The organism is Zavarzinella sp. (assembly GCA_041399155.1).
Taxonomy (GTDB): Bacteria; Planctomycetota; Planctomycetia; order Gemmatales; family Gemmataceae; genus JAWKTI01.
The window spans coordinates 90098-113936 of sequence record JAWKTI010000005.1; the positions used below are offsets into that span (position 1 = coordinate 90098).

At 49.5% G+C, this 23839-nt stretch carries 19 protein-coding genes and 1 pseudogene; 9 read left to right on the forward strand and 11 right to left on the reverse strand.

All coding sequences use genetic code 11. From position 1 onward, the window contains the following. Nucleotides 1-265: 265 nt before the first annotated feature. The 9 genes from R3B84_20830 to R3B84_20870 all read right to left on the reverse strand — a co-directional run bounded on the left by R3B84_20830 (nt 266) and on the right by R3B84_20870 (nt 6452). A complete protein-coding gene (locus tag R3B84_20830) occupies nt 266-1135 on the reverse strand; it encodes a hypothetical protein (protein ID MEZ6143017.1) in 870 nt (289 codons plus the stop codon). Further along, a complete protein-coding gene (locus R3B84_20835; GenBank protein MEZ6143018.1) occupies nt 1122-1580 on the reverse strand; it encodes a hypothetical protein in 459 nt (152 codons plus the stop codon). Before R3B84_20835 ends, R3B84_20830 begins: the two co-directional genes overlap by 14 nt. Nucleotides 1581-1644: 64 nt before the next feature. Continuing rightward, nucleotides 1645-1854 carry a hypothetical protein gene (locus tag R3B84_20840; GenBank protein MEZ6143019.1) on the reverse strand — a complete coding sequence of 70 codons (210 nt, stop codon included), beginning with the start codon at nt 1852-1854 and terminating at the stop codon, nt 1645-1647. A 133-nt stretch (nt 1855-1987) separates the two neighbouring features. Continuing rightward, nucleotides 1988-2137: a hypothetical protein gene (locus R3B84_20845; protein ID MEZ6143020.1), complete on the reverse strand. Its 150-nt coding sequence runs from the start codon at nt 2135-2137 to the stop codon at nt 1988-1990. A 305-nt stretch (nt 2138-2442) separates the two neighbouring features. Further along, the gene (gene cmr6, locus R3B84_20850) at nt 2443-3240 is read right to left on the reverse strand and encodes a type III-B CRISPR module RAMP protein Cmr6 (GenBank protein ID MEZ6143021.1); all 798 of its coding nucleotides are present in this window, start codon (nt 3238-3240) and stop codon (nt 2443-2445) included. A gap of 437 nt (nt 3241-3677) precedes the next feature. Next, nucleotides 3678-4361: a hypothetical protein gene (locus R3B84_20855; GenBank protein MEZ6143022.1), complete on the reverse strand. Its 684-nt coding sequence runs from the start codon at nt 4359-4361 to the stop codon at nt 3678-3680. A gap of 271 nt (nt 4362-4632) precedes the next feature. Continuing rightward, complete coding sequence (locus tag R3B84_20860) at nt 4633-5124, reverse strand: hypothetical protein (GenBank protein ID MEZ6143023.1); 492 nt, start codon at nt 5122-5124, stop codon at nt 4633-4635. 90 nt (nt 5125-5214) lie between these two features. Next, on the reverse strand, nt 5215-5760 hold the full coding sequence (locus R3B84_20865) for a hypothetical protein (protein MEZ6143024.1): 546 nt from the start codon (nt 5758-5760) through the stop codon (nt 5215-5217). Between the two features lie 101 nt (nt 5761-5861). Next, entirely contained in the window at nt 5862-6452 is a 591-nt protein-coding gene (locus R3B84_20870) for a hypothetical protein (protein MEZ6143025.1), read from the reverse strand. A 283-nt stretch (nt 6453-6735) separates the two neighbouring features. Between R3B84_20870 and R3B84_20875 the strand changes: the two are divergent. From R3B84_20875 to R3B84_20915, 9 genes and pseudogenes are all read left to right on the forward strand, one after another. Next, nucleotides 6736-6831: pseudogene (locus R3B84_20875) on the forward strand (hypothetical protein). 351 nt (nt 6832-7182) lie between these two features. After that, nucleotides 7183-9033, forward strand: a complete 1851-nt coding sequence (gene dnaG, locus R3B84_20880; protein MEZ6143026.1) for a DNA primase — start codon at nt 7183-7185, stop codon at nt 9031-9033. A gap of 64 nt (nt 9034-9097) precedes the next feature. Beyond that, complete coding sequence (gene rpoD / locus R3B84_20885; GenBank protein ID MEZ6143027.1) at nt 9098-10735, forward strand: RNA polymerase sigma factor RpoD; 1638 nt, start codon at nt 9098-9100, stop codon at nt 10733-10735. Between the two features lie 79 nt (nt 10736-10814). Continuing rightward, on the forward strand, nt 10815-11504 hold the full coding sequence (locus R3B84_20890; GenBank protein MEZ6143028.1) for a hypothetical protein: 690 nt from the start codon (nt 10815-10817) through the stop codon (nt 11502-11504). 112 nt (nt 11505-11616) lie between these two features. Next, nucleotides 11617-12531: a hypothetical protein gene (locus R3B84_20895; protein ID MEZ6143029.1), complete on the forward strand. Its 915-nt coding sequence runs from the start codon at nt 11617-11619 to the stop codon at nt 12529-12531. Between the two features lie 495 nt (nt 12532-13026). Continuing rightward, nucleotides 13027-15153, forward strand: coding sequence for a ribonuclease R (rnr, locus tag R3B84_20900; protein MEZ6143030.1), 2127 nt, complete (start codon nt 13027-13029; stop codon nt 15151-15153). 109 nt (nt 15154-15262) lie between these two features. Beyond that, nucleotides 15263-16639 (forward strand): arylsulfatase, encoded by a 1377-nt coding sequence (locus R3B84_20905; protein ID MEZ6143031.1) that lies wholly within the window; start codon nt 15263-15265, stop codon nt 16637-16639. A 42-nt stretch (nt 16640-16681) separates the two neighbouring features. Next, nucleotides 16682-18760, forward strand: a complete 2079-nt coding sequence (locus tag R3B84_20910) for an FAD-dependent oxidoreductase (protein MEZ6143032.1) — start codon at nt 16682-16684, stop codon at nt 18758-18760. A gap of 91 nt (nt 18761-18851) precedes the next feature. Further along, nucleotides 18852-20117, forward strand: coding sequence for a PQQ-binding-like beta-propeller repeat protein (locus tag R3B84_20915; protein MEZ6143033.1), 1266 nt, complete (start codon nt 18852-18854; stop codon nt 20115-20117). A 101-nt stretch (nt 20118-20218) separates the two neighbouring features. Here the strand turns inward: R3B84_20915 and R3B84_20920 are convergent, their stop codons facing one another. Both R3B84_20920 and R3B84_20925 read right to left on the reverse strand, forming a co-directional pair. Continuing rightward, nucleotides 20219-22522 (reverse strand): hypothetical protein, encoded by a 2304-nt coding sequence (locus R3B84_20920; protein ID MEZ6143034.1) that lies wholly within the window; start codon nt 22520-22522, stop codon nt 20219-20221. After that, nucleotides 22519-23742 carry a hypothetical protein gene (locus R3B84_20925; GenBank protein ID MEZ6143035.1) on the reverse strand — a complete coding sequence of 408 codons (1224 nt, stop codon included), beginning with the start codon at nt 23740-23742 and terminating at the stop codon, nt 22519-22521. Before R3B84_20925 ends, R3B84_20920 begins: the two co-directional genes overlap by 4 nt. Nucleotides 23743-23839: the final 97 nt, after the last annotated feature.

Consider the following 23839-nt stretch of genomic DNA (forward strand, 5'->3'; position numbering starts at 1 on the left):
TGGTTGAGATTGTCGATTCGAAGCCACCCATGAACTGCTCGAACTTTTATACACTTGGGACCACAGGCTGATACGAGTAGTTGAAAATGTAAATCATCTCAAAAAATAACAACTCTGACAAATGACACAACCCACGAAAACCCCACAATCTGGCCGAGTTTGTCAGAAACGCAGAAAGTTCTTTCATGGCAGAGATAACTGCATCTGACTTTCCTTGGAAACTTGTTGAAGGTGAAAAGAGAAATGTACCAGGAGCGTATTCGAATCATTGATCAGGAACTACCAATGGGTTTAACCATCGGCACTCGCCGTTCTCCAGTGTTATCTCCAACAACCGATCACTGGCAAAAATCTTACGCTCAAAAACGTTTTTGACGACGTTCCCCGGTGCCAATTCCAGACCCATCGAGGCCTCAATCGACGTTGGTCCATCGGTGGTCTCAATAGGCGTTCCGGCGATAAAACACCCAGAGGCTCCACCTTTTGCTGGTGTTACATCTATTGTATAGGCCCCACCCTCCCGTGCCTGCTCTTTTCCTTCGGCGGTGTGGTGCAGCTTCATGAAATATCGCCTGCCGGTCACCAACGGCTTCTGTTTCGCTGTCTCGTTGTTGTAGGCCTCGATCTTCTGCCCACTGACGGGGTCAATCGCATCCTCGTACTCTTCCAGCATGATTTCCTTCAGTTGCTGCATTACGAAATCGCTCATTTTCTTGTCGGACTTAAAGCCCGGTACGGCAATGGCCTTACCGGTCTTAGCGGCGATCCGGCCGAGAATGGCCTCCGATAGCTGAGCGGGGTTCATGCGGGTGGGGATAACAACACTGGGAACCAGCAGATCGAAGGGCTTGCCGTCTTTGTCGTGATACATCTGGCTGTCGGGGACAATCATTCCAATCACCCCTTTGTCACCGAACCGCCCTGACATCTTGTCACCCACCTGGGCCGGGGAGTAGGCCTTAACCGCCACCGACCAGCCTTTCTTGGTCTTGATCACATCCGTAACCACCCCCGGTGAAGAGTGCTCCCAGGTGACACTGATATCCGAAAACCCCGGTTGTTGTTTCTTCAGCAACTTGTTGATCGGCACATCCCGCTCCCGCACGCCCAGAACCAACGGATCACCGTACTGCACGACCGGGCTTCACCACCCCCTCTTCGGTCATTCTGGCAAGTTGTTCGGGGGCAAACTTACAGGCAAAGATCGATTGGTGGGCTTTTAACCCCATCCGTGTCCGGTCATTACGCTCCAACGAATGCTTGTAAATCGATTCGCTGGTGAGCTTCTTTGCCGCACTTTCGGAGATGACGATGGCGTCTTCGAAGTTGGCACCGGCGTAAGGGGTATAAGCCACCCGCAGGTTCCGCCCCAACGCCACAGCCCGGTCTTGATCGGTGTAGTTGGACTTCGCCAGCATCTGCCCTTTTTCAAACGCCTGCCCCGGTTGTATCGTCGGCATCTGGTGCCAGTAGGATTTGCGGTTCAGCGGGTAGTTGTCATACAGCTCGATCATCTCTTTTTCGCCGTTGTCGTACATCACCGTCACGGCACCGGGTTTGACCTCCCGTACGATCCCCACTTGTTTGGCTCGTACGGCCCCCAGGTGTTCGCCATAAATGGTATCGAAGTCCTTCCCTGTCTCGTTATCGAGATTGCGTACCAGCGGGGGCCTCGGCGTCCTTAAATGCCATTGCCTGGGTGGTCTTGCGCGATGCCATCGACGTCCGTTGGGCATAGGCCTGTCGTTTCAGCGGAATCAGGTTGTCCAGTGGGGAGTTACTTCGTTCGAAATCGGCAATTACGTAATCCACGTCCTCGGCTTTGACGTACCTGATCTTATTGTCCCGAATCACCGGCTTCAGCTTGAACGGAAAGTCATTGGGATTGGCGACCGCAATGTTTTTGGACTTCGCTTAGTAGGGTGAGAGATAAACTGTTTCACCATTGCGGTTGAGGAACTTAGCGACGATGCTACCGTCTTTGCGTTTACGGGCGTTGGTGGCGAAATGCAAATCCACCCCGATCTTGTCCGACTCTGGGGGTTTTGTTGTTGCCGATGTACCCCATGTACGACATCTTGGCATCACGAGCACTTTCGGGAATCGACTGGGTGCTGGGGATACCGCCCTCGCCCATGGGCACTCCAGATCATGCTAATGACGTGCGGATCCGTTTCAAGTTGTAAACATGGTCAATAAACCAGCACAGATTTTTCAGTGTATAAGCCAGTGATTCGTGCATGGTCAGTCTTGCTTCTGGTAACTTGATGGTCCGAATCGCTTTTTGTATACCCGTTTTCGTGGTGGCATTCCATGTTCTGGCTAAAACTTGCCTGTAAAAATGCTGTTAAACACTTTTGTGTCAGCCTGGATTATTTTTTGCTTTCAGGCGGTGCTGGTACATTAAGGCAACTTTTGAAGCAAGTATAGAACTTCACGGCATTATATTTCACCAAGAATCTGCTGAATAAACGTTTTACGATCACCATCTTTACCTTTTCCCTTCCAAGGCTTTCCGTCACCTTCTTGCATCAGTAACTTCACATATCGTGCTACAGCTTTCCGTTCATCATCATCTGTCCATCGGCTATCTTTCAATCCATAAATTAGTTTTGTGTACTTTGGTGCTGAATCAGTTTTCTTCGATTCTAAGAACTCTTCGATACTCCGCTCAATAGGACTCATCGAAGTAAGTTTGGCTTCTTTCTCGGCGGCAATTCGTTTTTCTTCAGCTTCCTTATCATTCTTCTCTTTTTCTTTGGACCATATTTCACGATTAAATCTTCCATATCCACTGCTAGTTTTGCCACCGACGCCCCATTCAAAGAGAGCTTCCCGAAGACACCGTACCATTAATTCCAGCCATTTTTTCTTCTTTTCTTCTTCTATATCTGGACCATACCAGGATAGGGAAAACAGAAAGCTACCTGACACGGAAAGAAATGGCACAGGCGCCGGGCTATCGAAATCTGTGGGAGGAGCTTTGCCATCGTCATTCCAATCCTGATGGTGGGGGGTCATCACATCCATTTTCAATGGCTCAGAATCGGAATCAGGCACATACCAGGCATCGTGAAACAGGATACAGCAGCTTTCATCAGTTGTGCCGAACAGAAAACGATGATAATCGCCAACTTTCTCAGTTTGTTGCCCGGTCTTTTTGTTTGCTAGTTTTTCTGATCGAAACTTGGATGCATGTTTCGATGATTGTCTGCAAACCGTTCCCCCACACCTGATCACAGTAATGGGCAGTCAGTCCTTTCAATGCGGAACCCGGTATTACTGGCATGCCATAGGTATGGTGCAGGGTAATACCAGTTTCCAGAACATTTTCTGTTCCTAGCCCAACGATGAGCCTTCCCGCAGTTTTAAGTTCGAATCGCGAGAAATCTGTCCCACAAGCCAACTTCTTTGGGCGATTATTGCACCCAGCATGGGACGATGTTTCGAAAATGAGGTCTTCTTGCGACAACGACTAATTTTCAGACGATTTGCAGTGGTTTTTACCCACGCTGACAGATCTCCTTTTTCTGGGTGGTATTACCGCTGATTGATTTTCATCAGTACATCCTGAACGATATCGTCGACATCAGGATCGTTGCGTTTGACCACTTTATCGACGATAGGTTCGATGCGCGCTTTCTGAAATCAACGTTGGTTGGCCGCGGCCCGTCTCTTCATTTGTTCCGAACAACGCGGAAGTTATCAAATCGTACCCAGTGTTCCTTGTCTATCGGACCTCCGGAAGTGCTTAAGGCAAACCCTCGCTTGGGTTCTTTCCGGCGAAGTGCAGAATGCGAGAAGTTAAGGTACTTGCCCTCCTTGGATGGACCAACTTGAAAGTACCCGTAGTCGCCTCGAACGATGATCCTCAGCGCCCCGCACTCGTCGTTTGCGGGCCAGAATTTCAAAGCATATTGCTGTGGATCAGCTTCAGTTCCCTCCTTGCCGATAAACTCCACATGTGGGGGCGAAAACACCAAATGTCCGTTCACATTCATTTTCTCAGCACTAAATTCTCGGCTAGCCTCGTCGGTTAGAAATAGGCCAGCAGATTCGGCTTGCTCCGTAAATCGATCAAGAACCTTAAGTTCGACTGATGCGGTTACGGATTCCGAAGTGTCAAATGGCAGCAGTACCATCAGCATCGGCGTTTCTTTGGCGGCCCTTCCGGGATGTACCCGCATTTCCAAGCCCCCATCTTTAAGGCGGTAATCTTCCTTCTTCAGCCCCACGACCTTCCATTTGGGCGAAAGGCCACTATCGAAGTTGTCCTCGAATAACACGTCGTCCGCAACGCCGACTTGCGCGAAGGAGAGAAGCTGAATGACGACAAGCATTAGCAGAGGTATACGCACCATTTTCAAAATCCTGCGGAACTCAGTAGACGAACGGGTCCGCGATTTAGCAGAGTCGCGGAGTGAATACGAAGCGATTCCCGCTCCAATCGCTCACTTAGGCCGCTTGCGGCCGTCACTTTTAGTATATGCTCAATCGCGGACCCGTTAAGCCGGCCGCAGGCCGGCCTAATGCATTAACGTTCAATGGCCGGGCGGGCAGGAAACCGGCTGTCGAGTCACAGGGACCGTCATGCCCGCACGGTCCATTGCAGCGTTTGGTTATACCCTCACGCTAGTTGTCCTCGAACACCGAGAGAACGCAACTACCATTATCAATACTATCGACACGACGCACGGGGTGAAAGCAGAGTATGAGCTTGCGGCGCACATAGACGTAGAAGCCGATTTCGTTCACCCACAACTGCCAGAAGGGCGCGCCGACGCGATCGGCGAATATTCTCGCGGGGTTCGTTACAGACTCGGCACCCGACGGCCACCGAAGCGCGTACGGTTCCGATAGGTATTCAAACACCGGCCCTTCGCGCGTCACTCGCCATTCCACCTCATCATTTTGCGCGACGATGTCGATCCACAGCGACCCGGTGAACTCAAGGCACCAACGGGAATAGCTCGCTCGCCCGCCGACGAAAGATTGACTGGCCAGCATTTCCCCATCCGCCCGTGCCTTCCCCTGACGGGGGTGCGCCTTCGCGGACGCGATGGCGGCGTTGAAAGACGAGTAGCCTTCGATGGGGCGACCGATGTCGACGGGAAGAACGATCATGCCGTGCGGCCGCGAGGGTATAACGCTTGCCGTAACAGGGCACGAACGGTAGACTTTGATAGCAGTTGCCGCGTGAATGAGTGCTCCGGTTCACGGCTTTGTTATTTTGCTTTGTGTGTTAGCACCAGAATTTGAGACGTGAGAAAGAAGTTCCTGAACGCGCAAATCTTGTGAGATGCGTACTTTAATTTCGATCCCTTCTTCTGGCAGTTCCTCGGCAGGATCTTTGGTCTCGTCCACGAATCGCAACGTAATGTAGGGATAGCTGTCGTTGGTTGCGGTCAACGTAAAATCAAAGTCGTCGTCGTAGACCGTGACAGTCTTTGTCCCATCTTGCGAGATTGTCATTTCGATTTCGTCGAAGACGTCAAATTCAGGATCGATGGAGACCTTGCAGGGAATGTTTTTCAGAATCGGAATGACGGGAAGTGTGATTGTTGACGGACCGTTCGGTTTGCCAATGGCCAAATCAGCCGAAAAGACTTCGACGGTCATTTGCTCTTTGTCGCTGTATCGACGATCCGTAGAAGTTGTGCTCTGTGGTTCGGGTCTCGCGTGGAACCATTTTGGAATGGTGAGCACGATACAGCAGAGGAGCGCGAACACTCCAACAGTGACAAGGTTCTTGAATTCCATGCGGCTCTTCTTTGGCAAAATAACGACCAGCGTAACCGGGCGGCGACGTTACTCGCTGATTTCAGATTCCGCCGGATTCGCCGCTCCGGTTCAAGCAATTGTTAGCACTCCGGTGATTTCACAGAGGCCTCAAACGTTTCGATGGGAGTGTCGAATGCCTTCGATATGTCGTTATCGAAAAAAACATTTGTCAATTCAGATTCGTGGAGTCTGACAGCCCGTAGCAATGGTAACGCCTTTTGTGCGAATTGATTACGTTCAATCGACGTGTCGGTGTTGAACAGATGGAGAAGGCCACTTGCAGCAAAGGCTCGAAGATTGTGGCCGAAGTACGAGCGCGGACGCATTTCGTGATCATTCTTACGCCGTTCGTCATCCAGTTTGAGGCAATTAAGCAGCATCGTAAATGACTGCGTGGCGTGCTCGGTGAGCCATTCGTGATCTGACGTACGGCTTTTGCCGGGGCGGTGCCCGTGCTTGAAGTAGTCAGCAACGACGATCTGGAAGTAGAGAGAAACTGATGCGTCGATGTATTTTTCAGATCGAACAGGGTCAACACCAATGAGCGGGCTCAAGCAGAATAGACAACGCTGCGTAGCCTCCGGTAACACAATTTCATTGACCTCCCATTCGCGAAGCTCCCGGTAGTTCTTGCATCGAAATCCGCAGTAGAGACAAAAGGAAGGCTTCAACTTCTCCTCCGTTGCGATTGATTGTGAGTGCTAACTATAATTAAACAGAATTTCTTTCTATCTAATTTCCTTGAAAATCTATCTAATCCAGATTAAAATCTGTCTAAACTAGTATCGTCTACCCATACGATCTTTTGAATATTACCGCAGTCTGGTGCGGCCCACAAGCAAAAAATTGTCTAAATCTCAATTTTTTCAAAGTGTTTCGCCGAGAGGTGAAGGAATGTCAGATTTGAAGAAATTCCAGGATCGGATGCCAGAGAAATGTTGCCTATTGCAGGAACTGCTGGGTCATTCTGATGTCAGTACGACCATGATTTACACCCATGTGTTGCAACGGGGTGCCAGTGGGGTGCAAAGTCCGCTGGATCACCTGTAAAAAATCCCCACTTGCCAAAATCCCCCTCTCACCCTTGCCACGGCCGCGTAATTTCGCCAGTTTGACACCACTTGACGTGGTTTCCCAGCAGGTTATAATCAAATAACACTCATGAAGAGGGTGGTGGGGAAACCTGCCAGTAATCGACTCGGGTACCGTGGGGCAATATTTTCCCACGGTGTGGTCTTTCAGGATGGAAAATCACTGGCAAAAATGAGTAAATGATCAAATTCTCATTTTTTGTCCGCCGTGCGATCACAACCACTTTAGATTGCAACATTACCTGTTTCCGGCGATTGAATCGACCCTTGATCTTTCATCGGGGTGCTGGCCCAATCACCCGAACGGAACATGACAGCGACGAGCACCACTGTGGCGGATAATCTGCAGGATATCACTCGACAGGTGAAAGAAGCCAACGACATCGTTGCGGTGATTGGTTCGTACCTGGCTCTGCAGCCCGCTGGGAAGAACTTTAAGGGAATTTGCCCATTTCATCAGGACACCCGCCCGTCTCTGCACGTGGATACGCAGTGGCAGAATTACCGCTGCTGGGCGTGCGGGGCCAAAGGCGATGTCTTCACATTCGTTCAAGAGTTTGAGCGTGTGCCTTTTCAGGAAGCTCGCGAAATCCTTGCCCAGCGTGCGGGCATTTCGCTGACCGATAAAAATGAGAATTCTCATGAATCGGCGACTCGCTTGCGGATGCTGGACGCACTGCAGTGGGTGGAAAACACCTTCCAGAACTGCCTGCTGGACCTGTCCGTGGGTGAAAATGGTCGCTGGTATCTGGCAGATCGACACCTGAGTGGCCCCACGGTGCGGAACTTTGGACTGGGTTTCGCACCACTGAGTGGTCAATGGCTGGTGGAACAGGTGCAGAAAAGCAAAATCGACCCCACCTTGCTGGTGGAATTGGGGGTTTTTCTGACGAAACGGGATGGAACCGGCTTGTATGATCGGTTTCGCGATCGGTTGATGTTCCCTATCCGCAATATGCGAGGGCAAACGGTCGGCTTTGGGGGGCGAATTCTGCCCAACACGACCTTGCCTGAAGATCGGCGGGGCCCCAAATACCTGAATTCGTCCGAATCGATCCTCTTTAAGAAGCAGGATTTGCTGTACGGGCTCGATCTGGCCCGCCATGCCGCAGAAAAAACGGGCTATCTGGCGGTAGTAGAAGGTTATACCGATGTGATGATGGCCCACCAGCACGATTTTACCCACGTGGTGGCCACCATGGGCACCGCGTTGAACGAGCACCACGTGCAGCAATTGCGGCGATACGCACCCAAAGTGGTGCTGGTGTTCGATTCCGATGCTGGCGGACAGACGGGGATTGATCGGGCGCTGGATATCTTCATTTCGCAGGATCTGGAACTGGCGATTGCCACCCTGCCGGAAGGTCTGGATCCGTGCGACCTGCTGGTCAGACCGGGTGGGGCGGAAGAATTTCGCACAATACTTGCCCGCAGCACCGATGCCTTAGATTTTAAATTGAATACATTATTGGAACGTTCTGATCGTGGGATTGAAGCGACTCGCAAAATCGTGGATACCATCCTGAACATGATGGCGATGGCACCCGTGAACTCCAGCCAGCAGTTCCTGATCAAGCAGGAATTGCTGATAACACGCCTTGCCCAACGCCTGAGTCTGCGGCAGGAAACGGTCTGGACACGTTTTGGAGAACTGCAATCGAGCCAGCGGGCAAGAAATTCGGCGAAAGTTACTGTACATAAAGAAGTTACGCCACAACAGCCTGCTGGGCCGGCAGCAAGACTGGAACGACAATTGCTGGAAATATTGTTAGCGGAACCCACCCTGGTTGCGGAAGCACAAGCAGCCATACCGGAAGAAGAGATTACCCACCCCGGGCTGAGAAAACTACTGAAAGGTCTTTACCAGTTGCAGAGTAATTTTCTTGCCCCTGACATCGATGGATTACGTGATATACTGAATCAACCTAACCTCATTGCCAAGGCAATCGAATTGCAGGAAGTGGGGCGGATGATGAAAGAACGTTCGCACTGGCTTCGCGAAATTATTAGAAAGTTTCAGGAACGAGTGACGGAACAACGGTTGACTGCGTTGCGGGAACAGTTGCAATCTGCCTCAACCGATTCCGAAAAGGACGAACTTTTGCGGCAACTTCAGACCAGAAAAAGTGGTGTGACAGTGCCGGATCTACCACCGGGGTAGTAGAAGAGTCACCGCAGTTTGCGGCGCAGGGAATGGATGCACCATGCGACGGGAGGATGGACAAATGGATTTACGTGTTGATGACAGCATGCGAGCGCTGGTATCATTAGGCAAACGGACAGGCTATCTCACCTGGGATCAGGTGAATAACCAGATTCCGCCGGATACCATCGAACCGGAACGGCTCAGCCAGATTCTGGAGCTGCTGGAAGAAAATGGCATCAGCATCATCGACGATGATCAGGCGGAAAGTCGCCAGGTTGTCGAAGTCGATACCACGTTTGCTGAAAATGATTTTCCCATCTTTGAAGACACTTCAGGCAAAGGTACCGACGATCCGATTCGCATGTACCTGACGCAGATGGGCGAAATTCCTCTGCTCGACCAGAAAAAAGAAATTACCCTGGCCAAGAAAATCGAAGTCACCCGTCGGTGGTTTCGCCGCAAGGTGCTGGAATGCGATTTTGCACTGCGGGCGGTGGTCGAATTATTAGAAAAAGTTCATACTGAAGAACTGCCATTCGACCGCACCATCAAGTTATCGCAGACCGAAGGGCTGGAAAAGAAGATGATTCTTTCCCGCATGCCCCACAATCTGGCCACGATTCGCCCGATGTTGGCTGCCAATATTGGCGATTTTGAGCGAATTATCGATCCCGCCACATCGGAAGAAGAGCGAACGGAACTGCGTCGTCGCCTGAAATTGCGGCGGAAAAAAGCAGTGACTCTGGTGGAAGAGTTGTCGATTCGCACCCAGAAAATCCAGCCACTGATGAAACGGATGGAGCAGATTGCCCGCCGGATGAACGATCTGGAACGCCGAATCAACGAAGCCCAGATGCACGGCAGTCGCGATGATGCCTGTGCGATGCAGAAAGAACTCCGCGAACTAATGATTATTACTCTGGAAGAACCCGCCACCCTGCGAAAGCGGGTGCGGATTATGAACCAGCGGTTTGAAGAATACGAAGTGGCCAAACGGGAACTTTCCGGCGGCAACCTGCGGCTGGTGGTTTCAATCGCCAAAAAATACCGCAACCGTGGGCTAAGTTTTCTCGATCTGATTCAGGAAGGTAATACCGGGCTGATGCGTGCCGTGGATAAATACGAGTACCGCCGCGGCTACAAGTTCAGCACCTATGCCACGTGGTGGATTCGTCAGGCGATCACCCGTGCGATTGCCGACCAGGCACGCACGATCCGTATTCCCGTGCACATGATTGAAACCATGAGCCGCCTGCGGAACATTGCCAAACAACTGCTGCAATCGCTGGGACGCGAGCCCACCGTAGAAGAGATGGCAGAAGCAGCCAACACGACCGTGGAAGAAGCACGCCGGGTGATGAAAATCAGCCGCCACCCGGTCAGTATTGATCGGCCGATTGGTGATGGAGATGACAGCTACTTTGGTGATTTTCTGGAAGATCCGGGTATACTGTCCCCCATCAATGCAGCAGCCAATGAAATGCTGCGGGACAAAATTGAGCACGTGCTGAAGACGCTGACCTACCGCGAGCGGGAAATTATTCGCCTGCGGTACGGCCTGGGGGATGGCTACACCTACACCCTGGAAGAAGTGGGGCGTATTTTCAACGTTACCCGCGAACGCGTGCGACAAATTGAAGCGAAAGCAGTGAAAAAATTGCAGCACCCTGTGCGAAGCCGCCAACTGGAAGGTTTCCTCGACGGTGCTTCCAATTGATCGATGCCCGAACAGAATTCCTGACAATGGAATATGCCCACGAACTCTCTGAACATGCTCTCTCTGTGGGATATTGATAATGCCAAATGCCCTTTTTCGTGAATTACACCGCCTCCGGAAGCACCTTCACGAATTGCAATCGGAAATCGACCGCGTCCCACGTTTGTTAAAAGCTCATCAGAATAAAGTGCTGAAGCAGGAAACACTGCTGAATGATGCCACACTGAAGCTAAAAAAGACCAAAGCCCATCAGTTAGATCTGGAAAGCCGCACCAAATCGGCATTGGCTACCCTGCAAAAATATCAGGATCAACTTGATACCCTGTCCAATCCGAAAGAATACAAGGCCAAAGAAACGGATATTCAAACCACCCGTGGGAATATCGCACAGTTAGAAGACGAAACGCTGGAAACGATGGGCCAGATTGAGGAACAATCCGCTCAAATCCCCCCACTGGAAGAGGCACTGGCCAAGGCACGTGGGGAACTGGTCGCCTACCAGAACGACATGGCAGAACGATTGGATCGCCTGAAACAGGAGCACGCCCACGCCACAAAATTATTGTCTGAGCAGGAAATTCAGCTCTCAGAAGAAATTCGCCCGCAATATGCCCGACTGGTGAAGGCCCACGGACACGAAGCGCTGGCAGCAGTGGAAAATTCTGTCTGCACGCAGTGTCGCACCTCATTGACTGCGGAAAAGATGAACCAGCTTACCCGCAATGAGGTAGTGGTGTGCTACACGTGCGGCCGAATTGTGTATGTGTAATTATTTTTTCACGTGTAAATTGGTAACACATCCTTGAATAGTTTTTCTTTCGAAGCGAACTCAATTAATTTCAGGTAAAATGACTTGAAAGCCAATGCTACAGGGCCCACGGATGACCCGCGAATTTGATTCTCCTTGGAAAGAAACGCTGGAAAACTTCCTGCCGGATATTTTCGAGATTCTCTTCCCCCAGTGGCATCCCACGTTTGACTGGGATGCGGGTTTTCGCTCGCTCGATACCGAATTACGCACGTTGCTGCCCGATTCCGACGCGGGGATGGTGCGTGCCGATGCCCTCTTTGAAGTAGGAAGTATCATTTCGCCCACCGAACCCGTGGTATTGTTTGTTCACTTTGAAGTCCAGGCACAAAGGGATCCCCAGTTCCCTGAGAGAATGTTTGATTACTACTGTCGGATTCGACAAAAATACGGCAAAAATGTCTGTAGTTTTGCCATTCTGGCCGACGATGACCCACGCTGGCGCTCAGAACCTTTTGATCTTTCGATTTGCGGCACCCGTTCGTACTTTGAATTCAATCTCGTGAAATTGCTCGACTACGCTGAAAGACTGGACGAATTAACCAACCACAGCAGCCCCGTGGGGCTGGTCGTGGCTGCCAGTATTCGCAGTTTGTTGACCCATGGCAACGCAGATCTTCGTTTTGCGGATAAAGCCCGCCTGATTCGGCAACTTTTTGATCGAAAATTAACTTCTGATGAAGTCTGGAATATCATGCGCCTGCTCGACTGGCTGCTAGAATTACCAGAAGAGCTTGCAGAAGACTTTAACAAAGTTCGAAATGAAATGATGAGGGAGAATCAAATGCCATTCGTAACGTCATTTGAACAGATTGCCGAGAAAAAAGGCTTCAAACTCGGCGAAGAGCGGGGCCATAGAATCGGCCAGATTCAGCTTTTAGAAGATCTGCTTGGTATGCGACGAACCACCATGGAAGAGTTGCACGAGAAAACCCTCGAGGAACTGGATCTGATGATCAGCGAATTGAAGACAAAACTTATTCCCTGATTTGAACTCATGATGATCAATTAACTTGGATTTGTTCTTGACTGATCTGGGGGTGATAACAAGTTGGAAAAATTCTCCAAAAATAATTTTTGTCGACGCAAGTTATTTTCAGATAGCAACTTACGAAGATTTTGTTCGCTGATATTCGCACGCATCTCCAAAAAAATTGTCCAATTTCTGGATCATGTGGATATATTAATATACATGTGGAAATAATTCCATTTGTCACAATGGCAAATGTGGTGGCATCCACAGGAAATTGTCTTTGGGCTGGTCCATTGGCAACATCAATTAAAAAATAACTCACAGGAGCCCGATGGTTACTGACACCAACAATCAAACACCTGGCAACTACCGATTCGGCGAACCTTAACCCGCGTGGGATTGTCTTTTCTGCAAATTATTGAAAAACATCTCTATTCGCTGGCAGGTAACAGCACCCCGAATGCCCAGATCAGTTTGCTTCTTGTGCACTGCACGCATCGGTTCAGAATTATGGCAAATCTCTCAGAATTAATCATCGCGGAAGTGTCGCGTTCTTCGTACACCCCCATGACTCCCAAGGCATTGCTGCGGCGTTTGGGCGTGCCAGACCACGAACTTCGCGAACTTCGGAAAACGCTGTCGCAGTTGGTGAAAGCGGGCAAGGTGCGGTACGGTAAAAGCCACCTGATCCTGCCTGCAACCCCACCTCAACCCGAAACGGGGGTGGTAGAAAAGACTGCCCAGGGCGACGTGGTGGTGCGAATTACGAAGAAAGGCAAACGCTACGAAATCCCTGATCTACCCGAAGGGATCCGTGCGGGTGATCAGGTGCAGTTTGATGTCACCCGTCGAGCAGGGAAAGCCCATAGTGGTGCTGCCAAAGTTGTACCCGGTACCGCCCCACAGCGAGAATACGTGGGCACCTATTTTGTCCGCAATGGCCAGCACCTCGTGCGGCTCGATAGTGATTTATTTCAGCGAAGTGTGCTGGTGCGGGATGCTCAAAGCCATGGTGTGCACCACCACCAGAAAGTAGTTGTGGAAATTGTCCGCTTTCCGGTCGACAATCAACGTGCGGAAGCGGTCATTACCGAAGTGCTGGGCAATGCGGGCGACCCACGCGTCGATCTCCACGCCATCCTGCGTGCTGCTGGTATTCCAGAAAAATTTTCCGACGAAGCCCACGCAGAAGCGATTGCGATTGCCGATCAATTCGACCCGAACGTATTCCCAGGCAGGCAGGATGATACCCAGGAACTGGTGATTACCATCGATCCAGCCGATGCCAAGGATTTCGACGATGCCATTTCGGTACAGCGAATACCGAAGAGTGGCCACTGGCAGGTGCGTGTATACATCGCTGATGTCTCAGCGTTTGTCCCACGGGACAGTCAGTTGGACCGCGAAGCCCGCCTGCGTGGTACCAGCGTTTATCTGCCACAGCACGTGGTACCGATGCTTCCGGAAATCATTTCGAATTCACTGGCGAGTCTTCAGGAAGGTGTCAATCGATTTGTAAAGTGCATTCAATTAGAGCTCTCGGCGGATGGGGGAATCATCCACCGACACTGTTACAATGCAGTAATCTGCAACCGCAAGCGATTTAACTATGAACAGGTGCAGGAAATCCTGGAAGATCCTGACCGCGCCTTTGCCTGGAATGTTTCTGATGATATGGTGGCAATGTTGCGACATGCCAGAGAACTGATGCAGATCCTGCACGAGCGTAGACAGGCACGTGGTGCATTGGAATTGGAATTGCCAGAACCAGTGTTGGAATACGATGCGGAAGGCCACCTTTCGGGTGCTCATCATCGCCAGCACCTGGAAAGCCACCGGATTATTGAAGAACTGATGTTGCTGGCGAATGAAGCGGTGGCTGCGTGGTTTGCCGAAAAAGAGATCCCGATCATTCGCCGGTTGCATCCCACCCCGCTGGAAGAGAAACTGAAGCAACTGGCTGCGTTTGCAAAAGTGCTTGGCTATAAAGTACCACGCAAGCCAGGACGAACTGATCTGCAGAAACTGTTGCAGACCAGTCGGTTGCGACCCGACCGTGCCGCTGTGCACTATGCCACGTTGCGAACGATGAAACAAGCCATTTATTCCACCGATCTGGAAGAGCACTTTGCTCTTGCCGCACCCCACTACTGCCATTTTACTTCACCGATCAGGCGATATCCCGATCTGATTGTGCATCGTTGCATTGATTCGATGATCAGCAAAGGCAGGAATGGATATGACCGGGATGAACTGGCAACGATTGCCGCCCACTGTTCTGTCACCGAGCGACGTGCGGAAGATGCGGAACGTGCGGTAGTGCAGTTGCGCCTGCTCTATTTTCTGCAGGATCGTGTCGGCATGAAAATGGCTGGTGTCATTACTGGGGTGCACGAGTATGGCTTTTTTGTGCTGGGAAATGAGTTTCCCATCGAAGGACTGGTGCATGTATCCACTCTCGGGAAAGACTTTTACCAATTTGATGATGAAGAGCGCAGTTTAACCGGAGCAAAAAGCGATATCCGTTATCGCCTTGGTGATACGGTGCGAGTGGAAGTAGCTCAGGTGGATATCATGAAAAAACAATTGAACTTCACGATTGTGCCTTCCCGATCAAAACGGAAAGGCAACGCCTGAGCATCGGGCACCCACTACCCACTATTTGCTGCTATCAGCTTTCGATAGCAATTGCATAGCTGTTTTGTTACCATATTCTTCACAACCTCTTCCTTCGGAGCATTACTGCATGAGAATTCTGTTACTTCTCTGTTTTCTGGTCAGTCCCATTCACTTGCTGGCAAAAGAACGGATGAATATTATTTTCATCCTGGCTGATGACCTGGGCTATGGAGACCTGGGCTGTTACGGTCAAAAGCAGATCAAAACACCCCACCTGGATACATTTGCCAAACAGGGGTTACGACTGACACAGGGCTATGCGGGCAGCACGGTATGTGCACCTTCGCGTTGTACCGTGATGACTGGATTACACACGGGTCACTGTAAAATCCGTGGCAATGCCGATCAGTCTCTGAATAACAAAGACTTAACTCTCGCCACCGTATTGCATCGTGCGGGCTACGCCACTGCGTGTGTGGGCAAATGGGGATTGGGCGATCCTGGCACACCAGGCGTGCCATCAAAGCATGGGTTCGATTACTTTTACGGCTATCTGAATCAGAAGCACGCCCACAATTATTATCCCGATCACTTATGGACCAGTGGTAAAGGTGAAGAACCTAGGAAAGTGCCATTTGATAACGTGGTGGTCAATGGTGTATCCACCAACAAGGCGACTTATTCTGTCGATTCCATTACCGCCAATGCGGTCAAGTTCATTGAAGATAACAAGGACAAGCCGTTTTTTCTGTACTACACCCCCACCTTGCCACATGCAAATAACGAAGCCCGCAATAAAGGGATGGAGATCCCAAGCCCAGGAATCTATGGCGATAAAGATTGGCCGGAAGCACAGAAAAACCATGCAGCTATGATCAGCAGGCTCGATAGCGACGTGGGCTTGATGTTAAAAAAACTGGATGATCTGAAACTCTCGGACAACACAGTGGTTTTCTTTTCCAGCGACAACGGCCCGCACAAAGAAGGTGGGGCCGATCCTGCGTTCTTCAATAGTTCTGGCCCACTGCAGGGTTATAAGCGTGCATTAACCGAAGGGGGTATCCGTGTGCCCACGATGGTGCGTGGGCCTGGCATTCCCAGTGGCACCAGTGATGTGATCTTTACTTTCTGGGACTTGTTCCCCACGGCATGCAGCATTGCAGGAATCGATTGTCCAAAGAATCTGGATGGTGTTACAGTTTGGAAGGATCTGCAAACGAACAAGGCAACACAGAATGACCGAGCACTCTATTGGGAGTTTCACGAACGTGGTTCAAAACAGGCCATTCGCCAGGGGAAGTGGAAAGCCATTAAAGCGGTCAATCAGCCATTGCAGTTATTTGACCTGAGCACGGATCTGCATGAAGACAACGATCTCAGCAAACAGCAACCTGAACTGGTAGCCAGATTCACAAAAATGATGCAGGAAATGCGTACCGATGTGCCTGAGTGGCAGTTGAAAGCCACCCCACCAGCAAAGAAAAAGAATCCTGCGAAAAAATAACCACCAGAAGTCGTATTTCAGAGAAATTATCAAGGAGAATCTGTGCGTATAATTTATTCCCTGCTGGCTGTAAGCGCGCTGTGCCTGTGCCAGCAATCGCAAGCTGCCGATGCAGAATATGATATTGCTGTTTATGGTGGCACCGCAGGTGGTGCGGTGGCAGCGGTACAGGCTGCCCGGATGGGTAAGACCGTTATTGTCATTGAACCGAGCAAGCACCTGGGAGGATTAACCTCTGGTGGCCTGGGCTGGACCGATTCTGGTAACAAAGCAGTCATCGGTGGGATATCCCGCGAATTCTACCAACGGCTAAAAAAGCATGACGATAAGCGAACTGCGTGGACTTTAGAAAAAGCCATTGATTACAAGTTTTATCGTCCCACTGAAGATGCGATTTGGGCATTCGAGCCGAAAATCGCTGAAAAACTGTTACGTGAGATGCTGCAGGAGCATAAAATCCCTGTGCTCTATGGCGAGCGATTGCTGCGTGATCCCACCAAAGGAATTACACTGGGAGAGCAGAAGAACATTACAAAGATCGTTCTGGAATCTGGCAAAACTGTATCGGCTAAAATGTTTATTGATGCCACCTACGAAGGTGACCTGCTGGCTCTGGCTGGCGTGACCTTCACCGTGGGACGAGAAGCCAATTCTCAATACCAGGAAACCTTAAACGGCTTCGCTGCCAAATGGAACACCCATGCCCACCGCTTCGTGGTGAAAGTGGATCCTTATGTTAAGCCAGGCGATCCCAACAGTGGCTTGCTACCCGGCATCGAAGCGGGGCCATATCCCAAAGATGGGGATGCAGACCACCGCATGCAGGCATACTGTTACCGCATGTGCATGAGCAATCATCCGGATAACCGCGTACCTTTTCCGAAACCTGAAGGATACTATGAAAAGCAGTACGAATTGCTGTTGCGTAACTTTGAAGCAGGTGATCTGCGGTTACCACTCAAACCGGATATGATGCCAAACCGCAAAACAGATACCAATAACAATTGTGCGGTAAGTACCGACTTCATTGGCCAGAATTATTCCTTTGCCAAGGCGAGCTATGCGGAACGCGAAAAAATATTACAGGCACATGTCACCTACCAGCAAGGCCTAATGTGGACGCTGGCCAACCACCCACGGGTGCCGGAAAAGATCCGCAAGCAGATGTCGGTGTGGGGACTTGCGAAGGATGAATTTGTGGACAACGGCAATTGGCCCCACCAGATTTATGTGCGGGAAGCCCGCCGGATGGTCAGTGATTATGTGGTAACGGAACGCGACTGTCGAGCCTTGCGCGATACCCCTGCTTCGGTGGGCATGGGTTCCTACAACATGGATTCCCATAACTGTACGAGGTATGTGGATGCCAACGGTTTTGTACAGAATGAAGGTGATGTGCAGGTCAGCCCAGGCGGGCCGTACCGGATCAGTTACCTCTCGATCGTGCCCAAAAAGGGAGAATGCCCCAACCTGTTGGTGCCGGTCTGTGTTTCCAGTTCCCACATTGCTTACGGGTCGATTCGGATGGAGCCGGTATTTATGATCCTGGGGCAGAGTGCAGCCACCGCTGCCTGCATGGCAATTGATGCTAAATCGACTGTTCAGGATGTTCCCTACGAGAAACTACGCGAACGTCTGTTAGCCGACAAACAGGTGCTGGAATATGCTCGCACTGCCAGTTATGGGGGCATTCCAGTTGAAAAGCTGCCTGGTATTGTTGTCGATGATGCCATGGCCGAGCGGAAGGGTTTTCAAGCATTCAGTTCATCGGTTTCACCTTACGTGGGCACAGGATATCACCATGATGAAGAGATGAATCCTGGTAAACATATTGCGGTCTATCGGCCAAAATTGCCCGCTGCCGGGAAATATGAAGTTCGCGTGGCCTACACCGCCAATGGTAATCGTGCCACCAAAGTACCCGTTATGGTGGAGTATGACGGTGGCAGCAAAACTGTGCTGGTTAATCAACGTAAGGCCCCACCGATAGATCGACTGTTCATTTCTGTGGGGGTATATGAGTTCGACCCTGTAAAACCAGTCAGCGTGACGATCAGCAATAGCGGTGCGGACGGTTTCGTAGTGATCGATGCAGTGCAATGGCTGCCTGTAAAGAAGTAGTACTTGTTCGCTATCGATCTTTCCTTGGATTTCTAGACAGCGTTGTGGTACCATCAATTCAATCCTACCATTTGTAGAGTAAACACCGCGTATGAAGATCTGCAAACCACTTTTTGCTGCCGCCTTCCTGTTAGGCATTACCCCCATGTTTCTGTTTGGGGCGAATTGGCCCATGTGGCGTGGACCACAGGGCGATGGCACCACCACAGAGAAAAACTTCCCCATTCGTTGGGACCAGACAGAAAATGTGCATTGGAAGTGCCCCATCCCAGGCAAAGGGCATTCCTCGCCCATCGTGTGGGAAAACCACATTTTCCTCACCACCTGCCTGGAAACTGCCGATCGCAAGCAGCCAATGGATCGCCAGTTGATCAGTATCGATCGTACCACTGGAAAGATTCGGTGGGCAAAAACCGTGCTGAAGGCACCATCCGAATCGATTCATAAATTGAACAGCTTTGCCAGCTCTACTCCAGCCACGGATGGAAAACTGGTATTTGTCACCTTCTTCGACAATCCGAAAGTGGTCATTGCTGCATATGATTTCGATGGTAATGAGGTATGGAGGATTTCGCCGGGGGATTTTGAATCAAAACATGGCTTTTGCAGTCCACCGATTCTGTACAAGGACATGGTCATCGTAAATTGCGATCAGGACGCATTTCGCAAAAAGAAACCTGCGTACGTGGTAGCTCTGGAAGCAGCCACAGGTAAGGAACGCTGGCGGATTGATCGGCCGAATCGGATTCGCTCTTACTGCCCACCATTTATTCACGAAGCAGCGGGCAAAATGCAGATGGTCATGACGGGGTGCCTGACGACTGCCAGTTACGATCCCGATACGGGCAAACAGCTTTGGATTGTGGATGGTCCGACCGAACAATTTGTCGCCAGCATGGTCTACAGTAAAGGGATGTTTTTCCTGACTGCGGGTTTCCCCACGTACCACGTTATGGCGATTAAACCTGATGGCATGGGCAATGTAACCAAAACCCACGTGGCGTGGCATGAAACGAAAGGGGCAGGCTATGTCCCTTCACCGGTAGCTGCGAAAGACTGGATCTTTCTGGTGCACGATGATGGACGTGCCAGTTGCCGCGATGCCGTGACTGGGGAATTGAAATGGCTGGAACGGTTGGGCAAGCACCACAGTGCCTCGCCGGTAGTGATTGGCGACCATGTTCACTATACAGATGATGATGGCATCACGTACATTGTCAAAGTGAGTGACGAGTTTGAAGTGGTGCGGAAAAATCCGATTGGAGAATCGGTCTCTGCGTCACCCGCTCTTGCCGATGGCCAGATCTTTATCCGTGGCGACAAACACCTTTGGTGCATTGGTACGCAAGTAAAATAAGTTCTTTTCAGATAATACTTGCTGATTCTTCAAGACATTATTTTTCTGTAAACTCTTATCGGGAAATACGTTAAATCGGCAGAAACGACAGTGATAAAATATTATTCACCACCTAACTTATTCTTTAGAAGTGGTCGGATGAGTTGACGAACTTCGAGTGGTAAGCGAAACAGTGGTCGGTCGTTAGGAGAGTCAGATTTCAGCACGTCAATTGCTGCTTCGAGGCAATCCAGGGGTATCTTTAATTCTTCGCAATCTTTCCCAGCTGCTTTCCAAGCCTGATACCACAAATCCAATTGCGAATTCGAAAAATCGCCTTCGTCCAGATGTTGGATAGACTTGGTAATTCCTTGTCCTAGTTTGTCAGCCACTCCATGTTGGATATACAGCGGTGTAATTGCAGAAATGTACGCTGCCCACTCCGTCAGGCTACGTTTCAAAATCATTGATAGCAAATTGACAGGGGAGCCTCCGTACTGTATGGAATCCTTTTTGCCCTGTTGAAAAGCTTGGTTGTAAGCCAATAACACATGGTCAAGTGTTCGAACAGCAATCATTGGCAAAGGCAATTCAAATAATGCACCTGTATGATCATCTACTGAAAGCCCTTTTAAGAAGATCGCTGATTCAAAGCTACTAATACTCTCTACCCATTCGTGTCGAGCAAAATTTATTTTCGCCTTCTCGACACATGCCCTTGCTTTTAAATCACCGGAAATAGATTCCATTTGAATTATAGAGCTGAAGTCGTTTATGGCAGCTTGTTTATCATTCCTTAAATTATAGACTGTCCCTCTAATCAATAGTGCGAGTACTTTTAGGTGTGCATCTACATATGGGGAATGAAAAATAATATTGTAATCAGATAATGACTCAGCATGGCCATTTTTTAATAGTTCAAAAATACCTCTAATAAGCACGGAACCATGTTTTACAATAGTACTAACGGTAGTCGATTTACAGATTAGAGATAATACAACATCAAGCTGTTCCCAATCATTCGCTTCAACAAATTTAGTGGCTAATTCTAGAAGACCTGATCCCTGATCGGATGCCGACAATTCATCACCAAGCTGAATTGCTTTGCTGATATTTCCTGCCCTGTATTCTTTATCTAGTTCCTTCAATAATTGATCGTTGATGAAAGCTGAAACACTATCATTGGCTTGCAATGCAAGTTTGCAATACTCAAACACTCGAGAATCTTCAGTTAATGACTTGAGCGTATCCTCCAGCTTAGTTTCAGGAAACCATGCTTTCAGAAACTGCGCGACCAACTTCAGTGGACGGCCGTGCAAATTTTTTACTTCCAGACTTAACCTCATTAATGGTTCTGCAATGTCGTAATAAGATTCTTTGCCCCGTTTTTCACTACACAGATACCCTTTTGTTTTGAGAGTTCCCAGTTGTTTGGAACAATTTCCTTCGGCAATAAACGTTTCTTCGGCTATCTCTTTGACAGTAAGGGCACCAGTGGCATTGCACAAGCATTGCACCAATTGACGCTGTTGATCTGGCAGCGACCTCATTCGTTCCTGAAAATAGGGGGTCAATTCTTCGGCCAGGGCCTCAAATGCAGAAACGAGATCATCAAGCGTTTCTCTGGTTAGAAATTCTGCTAGCAGCACATACATCCGATAGTTGCCCCCTGCAAGATGATGGAGTGCTCGAATGCGATACCGTGCCTGTGTGGAATCCAGAAATTGGACCAATTCTGTATTCTGCTGTTCTAGTGCAATGTTGCGAATCAATTGAAGGGCATTTTCGACGGTTAGCTGTTCCAGGTGATAGGTATCGAAAAATCCAAAAAAGGCTTCATTGCGACTGGAAACGGCATCAAACAACTGTTGGGATGTGCTAAGGGAGGCAATTCGGCGGGTTTCCTGCATAAACGCCCGCAATTTTTTTTGACCAGTATCACCCAAACTGCTGAATGTCTGGTCAAGATTTTCTGTAATCAACAGTATGTGACGGTGTTCTAACTGCTCAAGCACTTTATACAGCACTGCCAGTGCCGCATCGTCCGGTGGCAAACCGCGTACATTTGATTTGAAATCTTCAGGAAATTCATCAGGGTATTCGACTGCAAGCGACTTTGCAATTGCGAAGGCAAAGTGGACCAGCCCTGAAAAAACATCATCTTCTCCCAGCCAGGCAATCCGCATCGTATCGGCGAGTGCGGGGTTTTGCCGCAATTTCCAGGCAGCAAGTGACACAAGGTGTGTTTTGCCACTACCCCGTGGCCCCACGAGCAGGATATGATGCTTGTCGCCAGTTGACATGCTTATCGTCATCTGGTCAACAATCAACTCCAGCAATTTTTCCCGTTGCACAAATATCCGTTCCAACAATGCAGGGGGCATATTGCTGGGTGTATACGCTGATATCAAAATTCGTTTGGTCATGATTCCAACCCCTGGGCGATTTTCCACCAGCGTTTGATTAAAGGGAAACGGAATGAATACTGCTTTTGTGAATCAGTTTCGAGATAGTGGTCTTGAGCCAGAAATTTGAGCATATCGACGATGATTTTTCGGTCTGTCAATGGATATTGCCCACGGATTATTTGCCAGACCTGTTCAATTGTTTGCGGGTCTTCCGTACAGGCAAAATGATCCAGCACCGCACGAGCAATCTGATGTTCTGGAATCGTTTTTCCATTTGCATCAATTAATGAACCTGCATAATAGGTTACCAAGCGACTGCGGAAATGATCCATTTCCCAGGGGTCACGATCACTGGTTAAGTGCTCCTGCACTAAATCGTCAACATCGGCAACTGTAATTGAACGTCCAAGTAGGCCTAGTCGGCTAATAATCCGTTCGATATAGAATGGTACTCTGCTGGATAGCTCCACAATTCGCTTTAGAATTTCCTTGCGATTCTTTGCTTCAATCTTCAATATTTGGGTTTTAGCCAACTCGGTTGCCAGTATCAGGGCATGCTCTTCATTCAGGGGCTTAATTTCAACAAGTTCCATGTTGTTGAATGGTTGAGAAGCCAACTTATCCTGTTTCAGATCCCGCAACACATGGTGCAAGCCCACAGAGCCAGCAAATATCATTCTTAGATTCCGATGACTTTGCCGAAGTGCCCGAAGTGTGTCCACTAGTGTCAGGGCTTCATGTGGTTTGCCAGCTTTTGAGGAAACTTGTTCAATTTTCTGAAGCATATAGGGCAATTCATCAAGCATTATTAAAATTGTTCGATCTTCGCGATTCTGACAGAATCCATCAATTGCTTTCAAGAAGATTGTTTGCCAACCCAGGTCATTTGTTTCTGGCAGTTTGATGACACCCGCTATCTCTGTACCGCGAAGACCTGTCAAAAAATCTACGAACCATTTTTGGGCTTTTTCTTTCTTCTGAAGAAAAGGGCGCATTCTGTTCAATAACAGTTCTGCAAACGACTGACAAGTACTGATCCCTTCCACTTCCAGGAAGAGAACATCAAAGTCTTCTGGATGGTCTGCGGCCATCTTGGTCATAACCGTGGTCTTACCGACACGGCGTTCAGCAGTGAACCTAAGTGATCCTTGTTCTGGGGGTCTGCGAAGCATTTCCCAGATTCTCGAAATCAATTCATCACGCCCAACCACATTTTTGGTATCTATTTGTCTACCCATTTGGTCCTCCGATTCGATAATTTCGTGCGACTACTTTATCGTACGACGATTTTGTCGTGCGTTCAAGTGTAGCTTAATTGCTTTTTTGAAAATTTTT